Origin of the sequence: Micromonospora sp. NPDC051543, from assembly GCF_044454415.1 — a bacterium.
Taxonomy (GTDB): domain Bacteria; phylum Actinomycetota; class Actinomycetes; order Mycobacteriales; family Micromonosporaceae; genus Micromonospora.
In genome coordinates this window covers 468,317-485,687 of record NZ_JBITDT010000002.1, presented here as the reverse complement: position 1 = coordinate 485,687, position 17,371 = coordinate 468,317, and the positions used below count along the sequence as shown (strand labels likewise).

The window sequence follows — 17,371 nt, the reverse complement described above, 5'->3', positions numbered from 1 at the left end:
GCTCGCACCCCCCCCCCCAGACCCCCCCCCACCGCAACCACGTCCCCCCACCGCAACCACGTCCCCCCACCGCGACCAGAGCCAGCAACCACAGCCAGCAACCACAGCCAGCAACCAGAGTCAGCCAGCAAGAGCGAACAGCCGCCGCCGAGCCCCCAGCAACACGACGGTGGCCAGCACCAACCCCACCCCCATGGTCACCAGCAAGGGACTGGGTGCGCCCGGCAGCAGCGCGGCCAGCGACCGTGACGCGATGCCCAGCGCCAGGTAGAGACCGGCCCAGGCCGCCGCGCCGAGGGCCGCGCAGCCGAGGAACCGCCGGTACGACATCCGCAGTCCGCCGGCGGCCAGCGGCAGCAGGGCGTTGAACACCGGCAGGAACGGCGCGACCATCACCATCCGCCCGCCGCCACGGCTGAGGATCCCTTCGGCCGCACTCCAACGTGACTCGCCTATCCAGCCGCCGACGCGACTGCGGCGCAGGGGTTCGGCGTACCGGCGACCGATCAGGAAGCTCAGCGACCAGCCGGCCAGGCACCCGGCGAGCACCGCCGCGAAGGTGGCCAGCCCGGTGGCCGGGCGGCCCACCCCGACCGCGGCCAGGATCGCCACGTCGCCGGGGACGAGGACGCCGAGCAGCGGTACGGCGTCGAAGAGCATCACCAACCCGAGTACGCCCATCAGCACCAGGATGGGCAGCTCTCCGACCTGGGCCAGCCAATGCGTCATGCCTCGTACGCTATGGCCGTCGTGCCATGGTGGACATCCGGTCGGAGCCCTTACCGCCCCCTGGTGTCCACCTCGGGGTCACCCCTGAGATGGCCGGTGTGTCAGGCGGGTCGCAGCACCCGCACCCGGCGTGGCGACGGGTCCGCCGACGGCTCGGTGGTGGGCACCGGGTAGTCGGCCAGCACCAGCAGCCCGTCGACCGGCAGGTGCGCACGGCCGGGGTCTCCGACCAGCACCTCGGCGCCGGAGGCGACGGCCCGTCGCAGGAACGGCAGCATCCGGGCGGCCATCGGACGGCTGTAGAAGACGTCCCCGGCGACCACCAGGTCCGCGTCGGCGCTGTCGCGGTCGAGCAGGTCGTCGCCGTTGACGTCGACGGTGACCCGATTGGCGCGGGCGTTGACCGTGACGGCCGCCACAGCGTACGGGTCGATGTCGTTGGCGACGACGTCGGCGGCGCCGGCCAGCGCGGCGGCGATGCCCACGAGTCCCGATCCGGCGGCGAGGTCGAGGACGCGACGCCCGGCGGCCAGCTCGGGGTGGTCCAGCAGGTGCCGGGCCAGGGCCTGGCCGCCGGCCCAGGCGGAGGCCCAGTACGGCGGCGGCAGGGGATGCCCGGCGAGCGCCTCCATCCGGGCCCACCAGACGATCGCGTCCTCGGCGAGGTGCAGCCGCACCTCCGGGACGAAGGGGGTGGGTACCAGTTGTAGCCGGTCCAGGCCGGTGCCGGGCGCGTCGATCTCGCGCTCCAGCTCGGACAGCGCGGCGGCTGCGGTACCCCTCATCGGCGCAAGCATGCCGCAGGACAGGGTGGTCGGGGCGGGTTTGGCACGCGGGTGACGTGGAGAGTTCATCTGAGTTCGAGTAAACACCTACGGCACTTCGGCCGGCAGATCGGGGTTTCGCCCGCTACTGTCGAACAGGTACGGGCGACCATCGGCCTAGAGGCCGGTGGTCCGCCGCTTTGAACAGGGAGAGATGCATGGCAACCGGCACGGTTAAGTGGTTCAACTCGGAAAAGGGCTTCGGCTTCATCGAGCAGGACGGTGGAGGGCCGGACGTGTTCGTCCACTACTCCGCCATCGCTTCGAGCGGTTACCGGGAGCTCAACGAGGGCCAGAAGGTCGAGTTCGAGGTGACCCAGGGCCAGAAGGGCCCGCAGGCGGACAACGTCCGCCCGATGTAGCTCCGTGCCGGTGACGGCGGTCGGTTCCCGGCCGCCGTCGCAGTGCACTCACGACGCTGCCGGGGCGGCGGGCAGGTCCCGCCGCCGCCGGAGCGGTCCGATCAGCAGGATCAACGGGGTGAGCGCCGACCAGGCGGTCATCACGGTGATCGCGGTGCCGGCGCCGTAACGCGCGCCGAGCGCCCCGGCCAGCACGGCCGCCAGCGGGATGGTGCCGTAGTTGAGCAGGTGCATGCTCACCGTCACGCGCCCGAGCAGGTGGTGCGGCGTGTACGTCTGCCGGAACGCGCCCTTGACCACGTTGCCGATGGCGACGCCGAGGCTGACGAGCACGCCGCCGAGCGCCGGCCAGAGCAAGCCGACTCCGGGCCCGGCCAACGGGATGAGCAGGGCGGACGGGCCGGTGAGCGCCGCCCCGACGAGCAGGGCACGGGCGCTGCCGAAGCGCCGGGCGACCACGGTCGCCAGCAGCGCGCCGATGATCCCCCCGACGCTCATCACCCCGACGAGCACGCCCACCAGGCCCGGCGCGAGTCGTAGCTCGCGGACCAGGAACACGACCAGGACCGCCTGGTAGCCGGTCAGACCGATGTTGCTGGCCGCGCCGTAGAGCGTCAACACCCGCAGGTACGGGTCACCGATGACGAAGCGGAGCCCTTCGGTGATGTCCCGGCGCAGCGATCGGGAGTGGTCCCGCCGTCCCGGACGCGCCTCGGCGGTGCGGATCCGCAGCAGGAACACCGCGGAGAGCAGGAACGTCAGCGCGTCCAGCAGCAGCGCGGCGACCGCGCCGGCGAGTTGGGCGATCAGACCGGCGATGCCGGGCCCGACGACGTAACTCACCGTCTGGGTGGCCTGGAGCTTCGCGTTGCCGTCGGGTAGTTGCTCGGGTCGCAGCAGCACCGGCAGGTAGACCTGGTCGGCGGTCTCGAAGAAGACCCGCGCCACGCCCGCGCCGAGCGCCACCAGCAGCAGTTGCGCGACGGTGAGGCGGCCCAGCAGCGCGGCCACCGGCACGCTGAGGAAGGCGAGCGCGCAGATCAGGTCGCAGACCACCATGAGCGGCCGGCGTGGCAACCGGTCCACCCACGCGCCGGCCGGCAGGCCGATCAGCAGCCAGGGCAGCCAGGCGGCGGCGGTGAGGACCGCGACCTGGAAGGTGCTGGCGTCGAGTACGGCGACCGCCACCAGCGGGAGCGCGACAACGGTGACGTTGCTGCCGATGCTGCTGACCGTCTGGCCGGCCCAGAGCAGGCGGAAGTCGCGGTGACGCAGCAGCCCACCGACCGGTCGGACCGCCGTGGGATCGCTGCGGGTGGCCGCCGTCACGGCCGGGCCGGTACGCCGTGGACGAACACGAACACCGGGTGCCGCTCGACGCCGTCGTCGGACCGCTCGCGGTCCTCCCAGCGGGCCAGCAGGGCGTTGATTTCGGCGCCCAGCTCGTCCAGCTCCTCGGGCGTGAGGTGCAGCCACCGGTCGGAGGAGAACGGCGCGTCGCCCCAGGCGGCCTGTGCCGTCTCCTCGGCGGCATGCCAGGCGCGGGCCAGCGCGACGTGCCGGTCCAGGTTGAGCGAGGTGGCGGCGTCGGCGACGGCGCGGTCGGCGGGGTCGGTGTCGAAGTCGGTCGAGGACCAGCGCACCCCTCGGGTGACCAGCTTCCACCAGCGTTCGCGGCGGTCGCGGGCCAGCTCGGGGGCTTCGGTGACCAGGTCGGCGGCGGCGAGCACCTTGAGGTGATGGCTGACGTTCGCCGGCGCCTGGTCGGTGCGTTCGGCGAGCATGCCGACGGTCGACGGCCCGTGCACCTTGAACACGTCCATCAACCGGCGGCGCAGCGGGTGTGCCATTGCGGCCAGCACCCGCGAGTCGGTGACCTGGCGTACGTCGGGCTTCTCCATACCGGCAGCATGACATCAGCAATAGATATTGCGCAACTATTATTGCTCAACATTCGTTGCGAACCGTCGGACGGGTGGGGGCGGCCCGGTGGGGTCGGGCCGCCTCCCGTTCAGGCGACGAGCCGTCGGGCCAGCTCGTCGGCGACCTGCTTGGCGATGGTGGGTGGGATGGCCGCGGCGATCTCCTCCGGCGTCAGACCCGCCAACACGCCCGCAACGATCGCCTCCTCGTCGGTGAAGTCCTTCCCGGCCAGTGCCTTGAGCGTGGTCTGCAGGTCGGTAAGCTGCTTCGTCATCGCCTGCAGGTTCCAGTTGCCGGCAACCGGGGCACCGGTGTCGTCCCGGCCCTCCGCCAACCGGGTGTAGATCTGCCCGATCGGGTTGCGGCCGTCCAGCACGGTCAGGTTCTTGTGGACGGTGGCCAGCCAGTTGTGCTCTTCGGGGGTCATGTCGTCGTCCTCCAGGAGTCCGATGGAGCTGAGGTAGCGGCGGAACAGGGGCCGCTGGTCACGGCCCGCCTTGATGGCGTCGCGAAAGAAGCTGAAGTGGGTGTGCCAGCGGTGCGAGCTGTCGCCGGTGGTGCGCTTGCCGAGCCGGTCCCACCGCTTCACGGTCGTACCGTCGGGGCTGTAGATGATTTCGCGGATGTCCCGGGTGTCGGCCGCGTTCGCGACGCACTGGCCCACACACCACACCGAGAAGCTGGGCAGGGTGTGCCTACCGCCACCGGAGCGGACGTCGAACTCGCCGACGTCGATCGCCGCCGCGTCCAGGGTCAGTCCGGAACGGTCCCGGGGTGACTCGACCACCGAGTAGTCGTTCGGAACCACCCGGTCCGAGCCGCAGTGATAGCCGCCCCGGTGGGCCGGGTCGCCGACGATGCCGACCTCCGCCGGATCGAGGTCGTCCGGGCCGGGGGCGTTGTCGAGGTGGGTGAGGAGCAGGCGTCGAAGGTCCAACAAATTGTCCGGGGCCCGCGTCATGGGGTCCCCCTCTCAGCTGGGGCGGGGACCGGGCACGACGTCACACCGCGTACGCGGTGTTGGGCTTTGGGCGAGCCCGGTCTGGTGGTGCACGGCGCCGGGCGTTGACCCAACCATAGCCCGCAATTCCGGTAAATGCCCAGCTCAGAGGCGCTCTGTTCAGATTGGAGGCGAAGCCGGGGCAGAGTGGACGATCGGCAAGAGCAACGCCGAGGGGTAAGCCGGGCCATGAAGGACCTGCCGCCAACCGGCACGCAGCGTCACCGCCGTACCGAGAGGTTCGCCGGTGCCGGGGTTGCGTGCCCACCGCGGATGGGCGCCACCGGCGACCTGCACCCGCAGCCGGTGCCCGGTGGCGAACCGGTACGCGGTCGGCCAGAGCGTCACCGGCACCCGCAGCGCCCCGGACGGGTCGGTGGGGAAGCGTTCGGGCGTCACCCGCACCAGACCGTCGCACACGTTCCAGGACCGACCGCGCTGGTCCACATCGCACAGCCGCACGAAGACGTCCAGATGTGGCAGTTCGCTCCGGACGTGCAGCTCGGCGCGGACCGGGCCGAGCACCTCGACCGGCTCGACGAGCGGTGCGCTGGTGTAGGTCAACACGTCGGGGCGGGCTTCGACCTGCCGGTTGTCCACCGGGCCGGCTCGCTGGGCGACCAGCAGCGGCCCACCCAGCGACGGAGTGGGGTCGGCCGGGTCGTACCGGAACCTGTCGGCCGTCGACGCGACCGGGGGACGTACCGCCAGTTCACCGCCCGGATGCAGGTGCCAGGCGGTCTCGACGGTCGGTGGTGGCCAGTCCGGCAGGTCCCGCCAGCCGCCGCCGGGACCACCCACGTGCAGCCGGACGGGGGCGGCGCGGGGCGGGGGTTCCTCGTCCAGCGGCCCGTCGAGGTGCTCGTCGAGCCAGGTCAACCCCTCCCGCAGGGCCGCCACGAACAGCCCGGGACTGCCGTGGGTCCAGGGACCTATCACCAGGCGGGGTCGAGCGCCGGTGGCGCGCAGGGTGGCGTAGTCGTCGAGTTGGGCGGGCAGGAAGATGTCGTGCCAGCCGGTGACCATGACCACCGGCGCCCGCACCCGGGTCACCCGGTCGGCGAAGACGCGCTCGCGCCAGTACGCCGCCTCCGGGGTGTGGTGGCGCAGCCACTCCTGGAAGAACGGAATGCTGGCACCGGTGGCCACCCGGTCGGCGTCCGCGAGCGGCAGATGCGCCAGCGCGGCGGCCAGCCGGGGCTGGCCACGCTTGAGTTCCCACTGCCGGGCCAGCCACGGCACGGTCTGGGCGTGCAGCAGCTCGGCCCAGGTCAGCACGGTGTCGAGGGCGAACGACTCCCCGGCGTACGTCGAGTCCCGGGTGGCCGAGGCGGTCACCACCGCGACCATCGCGCGCAGCTCCTCGCCGGCGTCGGCGGCCAGCGCCCACTGGGCGAAGCCCTGGTAGCTGACACCGAACATGCCGAACGCCCCGGACCACCAGGGCTGGCGGCGCAGCCAGTCGAGGGTGTCGACCCCGTCGTCGCGCTCGTGCACCAGCGGGGCGAAGGTGCCGCCCGAGCCGCCGGTGCCTCGGCAGGACTGGATCACGGCGTGCCGGCCCCGCGCGGCGAGCAACCGGCCGAGCAGCCGCAAGGGACCACCCCGGCCGTACGGGGTGCGGATCAGCACGGCCGGCGCGGATGCGCGGTGCGGGGCGTAGTGGTCGGTGCGGAGCACCACGCCGTCCCGGGCGCGGACCGGGATGTCCCGGGTGACCCGGACCGGGCCGGGACGCGTCACGGGCAGCCGCAGCGCGGCGGCGGCGAGGCGGGCGACGAGCCGGCCGGGCACGGTCAGCCCGTCGTCCGGTGGGGCGCCCCGGGCCGGGCGGCACGGACCGCCTCACGGTGCGACCGCAGCGACTCGCCCATCTCGGCCAGGAACCGGTGCACCACCTCCAGCTCGTCGTCGTCGAAACGGTTCATCACGGTGTCGGTACGGGCGCCCAGCGGCCGGAAGAACTCCATCGCGAGGGCGGCGCCCTGGTCGGCGTAGTGCAGCAGCACCTTGCGCCGGTCGGTGGTGTCCCGGTCGCGGCGGATGTGCCCGGCCCGTTCCAGGCGGTCGATCAGGGCGGTGACCGAGCCGGAGGACAGGTTGAGCTGCTCACCGAGGCGGCCGGGGGTGATCGGGTCGCCGAACAGTTCGGCGTCCATGACGGCGATCAGGGCGTTCAGGTCGGTCGGGTTGAGGCCGTGCAGGTTGGCGAAGGCGTGACCGACCTGCTGGGCGTCCACCGCGTACCGCCGGAGGTTGTTGGTGATCTCGGCGACCAGCTGCTCGCGGCGCGTGTCGCGCCGCCGGTACATGCCGTGAGTCGCCACGTCGCGCCGCTTCTCCCCGTCGTCGGTCTCCCGGGTTGCAGCATAGAGCAGTCGTCGATAATCTCGGCCATCAAGATACTTGGCTTTCGAAAGACCTAGGGGTCAGCGATGTCCGTCTTCAGCAGGGTCGCGCGGGGTCGGCTGGCCGCCTGGCTGACCGTCGCCGCCGCGCTCGTCGTCGCCGCGGTCGTCTTCGGTGTCCCGCGGCCGGACAACCCGGCGCCGGTCTCCGCCACCGGCCTGGACGCCACCTGGCAGTCGACCCAGGTGCAACGCCTCCAGGACCAACTGCCCACCAGCGACGTCCAACCGGCCATCGTGGTCGTCAGCCGCGAGGGCGGCGGTGCGCTGAGCGACGCCGACCGGGCCGCCCTGGCCGCCCGCTCCGGCGACCTGGGCCGATTCGCGGTGGGCGGTCGGGTGAGCCCTCCACAGGTCTCCCCGGACGGCACGGTCGCGCTCGTCGCCGTTCCGCTGGACACCTCCGGTGGTCAGGAGGACGTCACCGCACGGGTGGCCGAGCTGCGCGACGCGCTGTCGGATCTGCCCGACCCGCTGGCCGCCGAGGTCACCGGCGCCCCCGCCCTCACCGCCGACCTGTCGTCGGTCTTCGAGGGCGCCGACGTCACCCTGCTCGCGGTCACCGCCGCCGTGGTCGCCCTGCTGCTGCTGATCACGTACCGCAGTCCGTTCCTGTGGATCGTGCCGCTGGTCGTCGTCGCCGCGACCGAACAACTCACCCTGCGCGCGGTGGACACGATCGTGCCGGCCGTCGGCATCAACCTTCAACAGGGCCAGGTCACCGGCATCGCCAGCGTGCTGGTGTTCGGCGCCGCCACCGACTACGCCCTGCTGCTCATTGCCCGCTACCGGGAGGAGCTACGGCGCGAGCAGGACCGCTTCGCGGCGATGCGGGCCGCGCTGCGCCGTACCGCCGAGCCGATCCTGGCCAGCGGCGGCACCGTGGTGCTCGGTGTGCTCACCCTGCTGCTCAGCGAGCAGGAGACGAACCGGGCACTGGCCGTGGCCTGTGCCACCGGTGTGGTCTTCGCCATGCTCTCGGCGCTGTTCGTGCTCCCCGCCGTGCTGGTGCTCTTCGGTCGCGGCCTGTTCTGGCCGTTCGTACCCCGGGTCGGTGGCCCGGCCCGGGAGGGCCGGCTCTGGGGTCGGCTCGGCGGCCTCGTACGACGCCGGCCGGTGGTGGTGGCGGCGCTGTCGACCCTGCTGCTCGTCGGCCTGGCCCTCGGTGGGCTCGGGATCCGCACCGGCCTGTCCGAGACCGAGCAGTTCCGGGCCGCGCCCGAGGCGGTGACCGGGGCGCAGACCCTGGCCCGCGCGTTCCCCGCCGGCAGCACCCAGCCGGTGGCCGTGCTCACCACCCCGGCGGCGGTACGAGCGGTCACCGACGTCGCCGCCGCCGTACCCGGCGTCGCCTCGGCGCGACCGGGGGACGCCGGACAGGCCGTCGCCCAGGTCGACGTGGTGCTGGACGCCGAGCCCGGCACGCCCGCCTCGGACCGTGCGATCGAGGCGCTGCGCGACGCGGTCGCCGCCGTTCCCGACTCCGCTCCTCCGGCCGTCAGCGGCGTCGAGCCGCCCGCCGGGGCGATCGTGGGCGGCTCGGTGGCCGCGACGTACGACTCCGACGAGGCCAACGACCGGGACCTGCGGCTCATCCTGCCGATCATCCTGCTGCTGGTCGGCGCGGTGCTGGTGCTGCTGCTGCGGGGCCTGGTCGCGCCGGTGCTGCTGGTGCTCACCGTGATCGCGTCGTTCTTCGCCAGCCTCGGCGCGGCGTGGCTGCTCTTCGACCACGTGCTGGACTTCCCGGCGCTGGACAGCGGCGTGCTGCTGCTCGCCTTCGTGTTCCTGGTGGCGCTCGGTGTGGACTACAACATCTTCCTGGTCACGCGGGCGCGCGAGGACGCCCGCAGCGCCGGCACCCGCGACGGCATGCTCTCCGCGCTGCGGGTCACCGGAGGTGTCATCACGAGCGCCGGGGTGCTGCTGGCGGCGGTGTTCGCCGTGCTGGGCGTGCTGCCGCTGATCACGCTGACCCAGATCGGCATCATCGTGTGCATCGGCGTGCTGCTGGACACGCTGCTGGTCCGCACGGTCCTGGTGCCGGCGTTGGCATTCCTGCTCGGTGACCGCTTCTGGTGGCCGGGCCGCGTCCACGCCCACCCGGACGTCGACGCCCCGACGACCCCCGAGCCGGTGACCGCGCGGGACTGACCGCCCGAGCGACGGGGGCGAGCCCCGTCGACGTGCTCAGTAGCCCAGGCAGACGCACTCGGTCATCAGCGCCCGCACGTTGCGCACATACGACGGGTTCGGGATGGCCAGCGGCTCGCCCTCCTGCGCCACCGCCCCGTGCCCGAAGTTGTACGCGGCGATGACCGCGTTGAGTAGGCAGGAGTCCAGTTCGGCGGTGCACAGGTCCGCGTCGAGCCGGAAGTCGGACTCGAAGTACATGTCGCCGATGTACTTGGTCAGCCAGGCCAGGTAGTTGGCGCCCAGGTACGCGTTGTCCTGGTAGGCGGCGATGTCGTAGCTCTGGTCGAAGCGCTGGTTCATCCAGGTGGCGGTGGCCGGCATGACCTGCATCAGCCCGACGCCGCCGTCGCAGGCGTAGATGTTGGACTGCCAGCCGCTCTCCTGCCAGGCCGTGGCCTTGAGCAGGTTGAGCGGGATCTTGAGGTCGGGGGCGGAGCTGGGCCAGTAGGTGCGGGCGGCGGCAGCGGACAGCGCCGCCTTCACGTCGGCACGGCTCGCCTGCGTGCCCTTGTAGCTGGGCTTGCAGGACGAGGGAGCGGGCTTCGGTGGGGCCGGCGGGACCTTCGTCTCGGTGGGCGCCTTGGCGACCACCCGCGGCTTCGTGGCCGGCGACGTACGCGTCGGCTTCTTCGATGGCTTCGGGGAGGCCGACGCGCTACGACTCGGGGCGGCGCCCATCGCCGCCACCCCGCTCGGGGAGGGGCTCGCCTCGACGGACGGCTCGTCGACCGGCTCGTCGGTCGGCGCTTCGGTGACCGAGACGGGAGCGGCGGCCTGGTCCTGCGGACGTTCCCCCTTGCCGGCGCAACCCACTGTGCCGCCCGCGATGAGGAGACCGGCGAGCACGAGCGCGCCCACCCGACCGGCTCGTTGACGCATGGTGATCCTCCCCCGTCGAACAGTCGCCGCAGATTAGCAAGGTTCGACAGGTCGGGGTTGCCCCTGCGACGGGCGGACCGGATCGGTCGACGGCTCCCGGTTTCCGACCGCACGGTCCCGGGTGGCCCAGGCGACCATGAACACCACCGTCCACAGCACGCCGAGCAGCACCGCCGCCGCCGTACCGCTCGCCGTGTCCAGGCCCAGGTAGAGCCGGGCGACGCCGACCCCCAGCACGCCCGCGGCGGCGGCCGTCCACGCGGCCACCGCCACCGGCCAGCGCGCGTTGCGCGACACCAGCCAGGCGAGGGTGCAGAGGCTCGCCGCGACCACGGCGTTCTGGGTCGGGAACGGGCCGGACTCGCGTCCACCCGGGCCGCCGTGCGTGCCGGTCAGCTCGGCCACCCCGGCCAGCACCACCAGCGGCACGAACGCGCCGACCGTGCCCACCACGCTCAGCAGGTCGGTACGCAGCGGGCGGCGACGCCACGCCAGTACCGCCGCCACCATGGCCACCAGCACGATCAGTGCCCACCCCCGTACCAGTGACACCACGACCAGGGTGGCGTCGGCGGCGTCCGGAGTACGGCGGGCGGTGAACCAGACGTCGATCGCCCCGTCCAGCGCCGCCAGTCCGCTGTTGCGCACCACCACGGCGAGCAGGCCGGCGATGGCCAGCCCGGCGGCGAAGAGCAGCAGCAGCCCGACGGCCAGATTGAGCAGCAGCGTCCAGGTCGGCCCGATCCGCATGGCCACCAGGAAGAACAGCACCCCGTAGCGGGCGCTGAGCCAGCGCACCGGCGGCAGCGCGGCGGCCCGCGACAGCAGCGCGCGTGCCGGGTCGGGGTTGCGGCCGAGCCACCGGCCGGCGAGCACCACCCCCAGCAGTCCCGCCAGCAACGCCAGTGCCGCGCCGGTCGCCCGGCCGAGCACCCGGGAGACCGTGTCGTACGACTCACCGGCGAGGTTGCCGAGCAGGATCGAGCCGCCCACCCAGGTCGCCACCCCGGCGAGGTTCCAGACGGCGAACCGCCGGTACGGCATGCCGGCCGCACCGGCCAGCCGGGGCACCAGGGTGCGGGCGAAGGCCACCCACCGCGCGGCGAACACACCCCGCCCACCCAGGCGGGCGAGCATCGCGTCGGCCCTACTCCAGCGCCCGGGGCCGACCCGGTGACCCAGCCCGGCGCGCAGCCGAGGGCCATAGCGTCGACCGGCGCGGAACGCCAGCGCGTCGCCGACCAACGCCGAGACGATCATCGCGAGCAACGCCGGCCCGAGGCGCAAGGTACCGTTGTAGGTGAGGAAGCCGACGAGCAGCAGGGTAGCCTCACCCGGCACCAGCAGGCCGAAGATCACCGCGGTCTCGCCCGCCACGATCAGCGCGGCGACCAGGTAGATCCACAGGGTGGGCAGACCTTGCACCCAGGTCAGCAGGTCGTGCACTCAGGCCCCCGGGACACGGGAGCCAGCATGCCAGCCGGGGGAACCACCGGCACAGCGGTTTCACCATAGATCAGGGGCACCTGGGGGTGACCCCGACGCAGCCTGCGCGAGCGCAGGCGGAAGGATAGAGGGTATGCAGCTTCGCACCGACCTCCGCAACGTCGCCATCATCGCTCACGTCGACCACGGCAAGACCACCCTGGTCGACGCCATGTTGCGGCAGGCCGGCGCGTACGGCGCACGAGGCGAGAACACCGAGCGGGTGATGGACTCCGGCGACCTGGAGCGGGAGAAGGGCATCACGATCCTGGCCAAGAACACCGGCGTGCGGTACCTGCCCGCCGATGGTTCGGACCCGGTCACCATCAACATCATCGACACCCCGGGCCACGCCGACTTCGGCGGCGAGGTCGAGCGCGGCCTGACCATGGTCGACGGCGTGGTGCTGCTCGTCGACGCCAGTGAGGGCCCTCTCCCGCAGACCCGCTTCGTGCTGCGCAAGGCGCTGCGGGCCCGGATGCCGATCATCCTGGTGATCAACAAGGTGGACCGTCCGGACGCCCGGATCAAGGAGGTCGTGGACGACACCTACGAGCTCTTCCTCGACCTGGACGCCGACGAGGAGCAGATCGACTTCCCGATCGTCTACGCCTGCGCCCGGGACGGCATCGCCTCGCTGACCCAGCCGGCCGACGGCTCGGTGCCCGACGACAGCGACTCCCTGGAGCCGCTGTTCCGCACCCTGCTGGACACCATCCCGGCCCCCGCGTACGAGGACGACGCGCCCCTGCAGGCGCACGTCACCAACCTCGACGCGTCGCCGTTCCTCGGCCGGCTCGCGCTGTGCCGCGTCCGGCAGGGCACCATCAGCAAGGGCCAGACCGTGGCCTGGTGCCGCACCGACGGCAGCACCCAGCGGGTCCGCATCTCCGAGATGCTGATGACCGAGGGCCTGGAGCGCAAGCCGGCCGAGACCGCCGGCCCGGGCGACATCATCGCCGTCGCCGGCATCCCGGAGATCATGATCGGTGAGACGCTCGCCGACGTGGAGAACCCGGTGGCGCTGCCGCTGATCACCGTCGACGAGCCGGCCATCTCGATGACCATCGGCACCAACACCTCGCCGCTGGTCGGCAGGGTCAAGGGCTCCAAGGTCACCGCCCGGATGGTCAAGGACCGCCTCGACAAGGAGCTGGTCGGCAACGTGTCGCTGCGGGTCCTGCCGACCGAGCGGCCGGACGCGTGGGAGGTGCAGGGCCGCGGTGAGCTGGCGCTGGCCATCCTGGTCGAGCAGATGCGCCGGGAGAGCTACGAGCTGACCGTCGGCAAGCCGCAGGTCGTCACCCGGGAGATCGACGGCAAGACCTGCGAACCGGTCGAGCGGCTGACCATCGACGCCCCGGAGGAGTACCTGGGCGCGATCACGCAGCTCCTCGCGACCCGCAAGGGCCGGATGGAGCAGCTGGTCAACCACGGCACCGGCTGGATCCGGATGGAGTGGCTCGTGCCGGCGCGCGGCCTGATCGGCTTCCGCACCGAGTTCCTGACCGACACCCGGGGCACCGGCATCCTGCACCACGTCTTCGAATCGTACGAGCCGTGGTTCGGCGAGCTGCGCACCCGCAACAACGGCTCACTGGTCGCCGACCGCTCCGGCGTGGTCACCGCCTTCGCGATGATCAACCTGCAGGAGCGCGGCCAGATGTTCGTCGAGCCGACCACCGAGGTGTACGAGGGCATGATCGTCGGCGAGAACTCCCGCTCCGACGACATGGACGTCAACATCACCAAGGAGAAGAAGCTCACCAACATGCGGGCCTCGACCTCCGACGAGACCGAGAAGCTGATCCCGCCGCGCAAGCTCTCGCTGGAGCAGGCGCTGGAGTTCTGCCGCGAGGACGAGTGCGTCGAGGTCACCCCGACCGCGGTGCGCATCCGCAAGGTGGTGCTCGACCAGCAGCAGCGTGGCCGGGCCGCCGCCCGCCGCAAGCACGCCGGCTGATCCACCGCCGCACCGGGCGCGTCGGCCGCTTGCGGCCGGCGCGCCCGCGCGCTTTCCCGCCGGGGTACGTCCACCCGACGCCGTTCTCCTCGACTACGGTCACCGGCATGACCTGGGATGATCTCGACGCCTCTCTGGACGCGGTGCCGGGCACCGTCTCGGCGTACGTGGGTCGACTCGACGCGCCCCCGAGCTGGACCCGCCACGCCCACGCCGGCCACTACGCCGCCAGCACCATGAAGGTGGCGGTGCTGGCGGCGCTGCACCGCGCCGCCGAGGCCGGCACGCTCGACCTGGACGCCGACGTCCCGGTGGTCAACGAGTTCGACTCGGCCCAGCCCGGCGCGCCCCGCTTCTCCTGCGCCCCGCACTACGACAACGACGACGCGGTCTGGGACCGGCTCGGCCACCCGGCGTCGCTGCGCTGGCTGGCCGAGCGGATGATCGTGCGGTCCAGCAACCTGGCCACCAACCTGGTCATCGGTCACGTCGGGCTGCCCGCGGTGGCCGAGGTGTGGGCCCTCGCCGACGCCCGCGACAGCGTCACCGGCCGCGGCATCGAGGACTTCGCGGCCCGCGACGCCGGCATCACCAACACCGTCACCGCCGCCGACCTGGCCGCCCTGCTGGGTGGGCTGGCCAGCGGCGTCACGACCCCCGGCCGTCTCGCCTCGCCGGCCGGGTGCGCCGCCATGCTGGACGTGCTGCTCGCGCAGGAACACCGCGAGGACCTGGCCGCCGGCCTGCCCGAGGGCACCCGAATCGCGCTGAAGAACGGTTGGGTACGCGGTGTGCGCCACGGCGTCGGCGTGGTGCTGCCCGACGACGCCCCGCCGTACGTGATCGCCGTGTGCACCACCACCGACCTGCCCGACGGCGACGACGACGCCTGCGAACTCCTCGCCCGTGTCTCGGCCCGCGTCTGGGCGGCCCGCCACCGCCTCTGAGCCCGACGGGCCTGCCCTACACTGCCGGGACCCCCCACCCCGGAGCCGCCGATGCCCCGCAGCCGCACCATCCTGGCCGCCTTCCTCGCCGTGACCGCGGCGAACCTGCTGGCCAACGCCACCGGCAGCGATCTGGCGTTCACGCTCACCAAGCCGCTGCTGATGCCGCTGCTCGCCGCGTACCTCTGGCGGATCACCGCCGACCGCGGCGCCCGGCCGGACCGGCTGGTGCTCGCCGGGCTGGCCTTCGCGACCGGCGGCGACGTGGCGCTGTTGGTCGCCGGCACCGGCTGGTTTCTCGCCGGCATGGCCTGCTTCCTCGGCACGCACCTCTGCTACCTCGCGGCCTTCACCCGAGACGGCGCCGCGACCGCCCTGCGTCGGCCACCGCTGGTCGCGGTTCCGGTGGGGTACGCGGTGCTCACCGTCGCCGCGCTGGCCTGGATGTGGCCGGGGCTCACCCACGCCGGGTTGGCCGTGCCGGTGGCCGGCTACGCGCTCGCGCTGACCGCGATGGCCACCACCGCCGTCACCCAGGGTCGGCGGGTCGGCTTCGGCGCCGCCCTGTTCCTCGGCTCCGACCTGCTGATCGCGGCCGGGGTGGCCGGCGTGGCGGAGCCACCCGGCGCGCCGGTCCTGGTGATGGCGACGTACGCGGCCGGCCAGGCGCTGATCGTCGCCGGTCGGGCCGCCCGCGCCGAGGGGCCGGTCACTCCAGCAGGTGCGCCCGCAACGCCGTGAGGACGTCCTCGGTCAGCCCCAGCCCGTCGCGCAGGTAGCCGTCGAACGAGCCGTGCACCCGGCGCACCTCGTCGTAGCCGGCGTCGAGGTACTCGGCGCGGACCTCCAGCACCGGCAGCACCGCGTCGACGTCCAGCTCGGGGTTCCGCCGGCGCATCGCCTCGACGATCACCGCCCGCAGACTGTCGGTCAGCTCGTTGTTGCGCAGGTACTCGGCGCGGATCGCGGCCTCGTCCACCCCGAGCGCGGTGAGCAGGATGACGGTGAGCCAGCCGGTGCGGTCCTTGCCGGCCGAGCAGTGGTAGACCAACGGCAGATTGTCCGGCTCGGCGGCCAGCCGCGCTGCCGCGCCGAAGTTGACCCGCGCGGACTCCCCCGTGACGAACCACCGGTAGATCTCGGTCATCGCCCCCGCCGTGCCCTGCCGGGCCAACTCGGCGTACGCGTCGAGGTCGTGCCCGAGCAGCACCGCCGAGACGTACGTGAAGACCGGGTGCTCCGGGTCGTGCACCGGCAGGTGCGCCACCCTCGGCTCGCCGGCCAGCCGGTCGGGCGGCGCGACGTCGATCTCCGTGCCGTCACGCAGGTCGACCACGCAGGCCGGCGCGAGTGTCGCGAGTACCGGCAGGTCAACGTCGGTGAGCCGGCCCAGCGCCGGGGTGCGGACGAGCTGGCCGGCGCGCACTCTGCGACCACCGGCGCCGACCAGGCCGCCCAGGTCGCGGGCGTTCGGCGCACCCACCAGTTGCCAGTCCCGTACGACCATCCGGCCCACCCTCCCGCCGTGTTCCTGCCTATAGGGTGCCCCAATGACGATCTCGGCGGTACGCACCCACCGGGTTTCTGCCCCCTTACACACCCCGTTCGTCACCGCGCTGCGCCGTACCACCACGGTGGACACGTTGATCGTCGAGCTGATCGACGCCGACGGTCGGGCCGGCTTCGGCGAGGCGCCGCAGGTGTGGCAGGTCACCGGCGCCTCGGTCGCCGGGGCCGAGGCCTGTGTCCGCGAACTGCTCGGTCCGCTGCTCTCCGGACGCGACCCGGACGACCTGGTGGCGCGCTGCGCCGAGGTGCAGCGGGCGGTGGTGGGCAACGAGGCGGCGAAGGCGGCGGTGGACGTCGCGCTGCACGACCTGGCGGCGCGGCGTCTGGGCGTACCCCTGGCGCGGTTGCTCGGTGGCACGACCCTGCGGGTCCCGACGGACGTCACCCTCGCCGCGGGCGACGCGGTCGACCTGGCGGCGGCCGCGCGCCAGCGGCGGGCGGACGGCTTCGGCGTGCTGAAGCTCAAGGTCGGCACGGACGCGGCCGGTGACCTGGACCGGGTGCGGGCGGTACGCGCGGCGGTCGGCGCGGACGTGCGCATCCGGCTGGACGCCAACCAGGGCTGGACGCCCCGCGAGGCGGTTCGGGTGATCCGTGGCATCGAGGACGCCGGGCTGGACGTGGAGCTGGTCGAGCAGCCGGTGGCCCGCTGGGACCTGGACGGGCTGGCGTGGGTCAGCGACCGGGTGTCGGTGCCGATCCTGGCCGACGAGGCGGTCTTCGGGGTCCGCGACCTGGTGGAGGTGATCCGCCGCCGGGCCGCCGACCTGGTCAACGTCAAGCTGGCCAAGTGTGGCGGGCTGCACCCGGCGCGCACGCTCCTGGAGTTGGCCCGCGCGCACGGGCTCGGCACGGTGGTCGGGTCGATGATGGAGAGTCAGGTCGGCATCGGCGCGGCGGCGAGTCTGGTGGCCGCGTACGGCACCACGGCGGTCGCCGACCTGGACGCGGCGTGGTGGCTCGCCTGGTCGCCGGTGCAGGGCGGGATTCGCTACGAGGGGCCGACGGTGGTCCTGCCGAATGCGCCTGGCCTGGGCATTTCCGGTTTGGCTGAAGTAAAGATGCAGACTCATGGTTGAGGGCCGG

The 17,371-nt window shown here is 72.8% G+C and carries 16 protein-coding genes; 6 read left to right on the top strand and 10 right to left on the bottom strand.

The window, feature by feature from the left end; translation table 11 throughout:
* Positions 1–120: 120 nt before the first annotated feature.
* Both ACIA3K_RS05290 and ACIA3K_RS05285 read right to left on the bottom strand, forming a co-directional pair.
* Positions 121–729, bottom strand: a complete 609-nt coding sequence (locus tag ACIA3K_RS05290) for a VTT domain-containing protein (protein WP_355049579.1) — start codon at positions 727–729, stop codon at positions 121–123.
* Positions 730–830: 101 nt separating this feature from the next.
* Positions 831–1,514 carry a class I SAM-dependent methyltransferase gene (locus ACIA3K_RS05285; RefSeq protein WP_396799298.1) on the bottom strand — a complete coding sequence of 228 codons (684 nt, stop codon included), beginning with the start codon at positions 1,512–1,514 and terminating at the stop codon, positions 831–833.
* A 197-nt stretch (positions 1,515–1,711) separates the two neighbouring features.
* On the opposite strand from ACIA3K_RS05285, the gene ACIA3K_RS05280 reads away from it, so the two are divergent.
* Complete coding sequence (locus tag ACIA3K_RS05280) at positions 1,712–1,915, top strand: cold-shock protein (RefSeq protein ID WP_007462771.1); 204 nt, start codon at positions 1,712–1,714, stop codon at positions 1,913–1,915.
* A gap of 48 nt (positions 1,916–1,963) precedes the next feature.
* Here the strand turns inward: ACIA3K_RS05280 and ACIA3K_RS05275 are convergent, their stop codons facing one another.
* From ACIA3K_RS05275 to ACIA3K_RS05255, 5 genes are all read right to left on the bottom strand, one after another.
* On the bottom strand, positions 1,964–3,244 hold the full coding sequence (locus tag ACIA3K_RS05275) for an MFS transporter (protein ID WP_396799297.1): 1,281 nt from the start codon (positions 3,242–3,244) through the stop codon (positions 1,964–1,966).
* Positions 3,241–3,816 carry an ArsR/SmtB family transcription factor gene (locus ACIA3K_RS05270; RefSeq protein ID WP_396799296.1) on the bottom strand — a complete coding sequence of 192 codons (576 nt, stop codon included), beginning with the start codon at positions 3,814–3,816 and terminating at the stop codon, positions 3,241–3,243. The genes ACIA3K_RS05275 and ACIA3K_RS05270 overlap by 4 nt, the downstream gene beginning before the upstream one ends.
* Before the next feature lie 110 nt (positions 3,817–3,926).
* A complete protein-coding gene (locus ACIA3K_RS05265) occupies positions 3,927–4,799 on the bottom strand; it encodes a hypothetical protein (protein ID WP_396799295.1) in 873 nt (290 codons plus the stop codon).
* 159 nt (positions 4,800–4,958) lie between these two features.
* Positions 4,959–6,632: a CocE/NonD family hydrolase gene (locus tag ACIA3K_RS05260; protein ID WP_396799294.1), complete on the bottom strand. Its 1,674-nt coding sequence runs from the start codon at positions 6,630–6,632 to the stop codon at positions 4,959–4,961.
* 2 nt (positions 6,633–6,634) lie between these two features.
* Positions 6,635–7,150, bottom strand: coding sequence for a MarR family winged helix-turn-helix transcriptional regulator (locus ACIA3K_RS05255; protein ID WP_396799372.1), 516 nt, complete (start codon positions 7,148–7,150; stop codon positions 6,635–6,637).
* Between the two features lie 123 nt (positions 7,151–7,273).
* Here ACIA3K_RS05255 and ACIA3K_RS05250 point away from each other — a divergent pair, with 123 nt between their 5' ends.
* Entirely contained in the window at positions 7,274–9,400 is a 2,127-nt protein-coding gene (locus tag ACIA3K_RS05250) for an MMPL family transporter (RefSeq protein ID WP_396799293.1), read from the top strand.
* Positions 9,401–9,436: 36 nt separating this feature from the next.
* On the opposite strand, the gene ACIA3K_RS05245 is transcribed toward ACIA3K_RS05250, so the two are convergent.
* Positions 9,437–10,321, bottom strand: coding sequence for a transglycosylase SLT domain-containing protein (locus ACIA3K_RS05245; RefSeq protein WP_396799292.1), 885 nt, complete (start codon positions 10,319–10,321; stop codon positions 9,437–9,439).
* A 33-nt stretch (positions 10,322–10,354) separates the two neighbouring features.
* Positions 10,355–11,767 (bottom strand): DedA family protein, encoded by a 1,413-nt coding sequence (locus ACIA3K_RS05240; RefSeq protein WP_396799291.1) that lies wholly within the window; start codon positions 11,765–11,767, stop codon positions 10,355–10,357.
* Positions 11,768–11,900: 133 nt separating this feature from the next.
* Between ACIA3K_RS05240 and typA the strand changes: the two genes are divergently transcribed.
* From typA to ACIA3K_RS05225, 3 genes are all read left to right on the top strand, one after another.
* A complete protein-coding gene (typA, locus tag ACIA3K_RS05235) occupies positions 11,901–13,769 on the top strand; it encodes a translational GTPase TypA (RefSeq protein WP_396799290.1) in 1,869 nt (622 codons plus the stop codon).
* Between the two features lie 107 nt (positions 13,770–13,876).
* Positions 13,877–14,716 carry a serine hydrolase gene (locus tag ACIA3K_RS05230; protein ID WP_396799289.1) on the top strand — a complete coding sequence of 280 codons (840 nt, stop codon included), beginning with the start codon at positions 13,877–13,879 and terminating at the stop codon, positions 14,714–14,716.
* A 51-nt stretch (positions 14,717–14,767) separates the two neighbouring features.
* On the top strand, positions 14,768–15,457 hold the full coding sequence (locus ACIA3K_RS05225; RefSeq protein ID WP_396799288.1) for a lysoplasmalogenase: 690 nt from the start codon (positions 14,768–14,770) through the stop codon (positions 15,455–15,457).
* On the opposite strand, the gene ACIA3K_RS05220 is transcribed toward ACIA3K_RS05225, so the two are convergent.
* Complete coding sequence (locus ACIA3K_RS05220; protein ID WP_396799287.1) at positions 15,426–16,223, bottom strand: tyrosine-protein phosphatase; 798 nt, start codon at positions 16,221–16,223, stop codon at positions 15,426–15,428. The genes ACIA3K_RS05225 and ACIA3K_RS05220 overlap by 32 nt on opposite strands.
* 43 nt (positions 16,224–16,266) lie before the next feature.
* On the opposite strand from ACIA3K_RS05220, the gene ACIA3K_RS05215 reads away from it, so the two are divergent.
* Positions 16,267–17,364, top strand: coding sequence for a mandelate racemase/muconate lactonizing enzyme family protein (locus ACIA3K_RS05215; protein ID WP_396799286.1), 1,098 nt, complete (start codon positions 16,267–16,269; stop codon positions 17,362–17,364).
* Positions 17,365–17,371 lie beyond the last annotated feature (7 nt).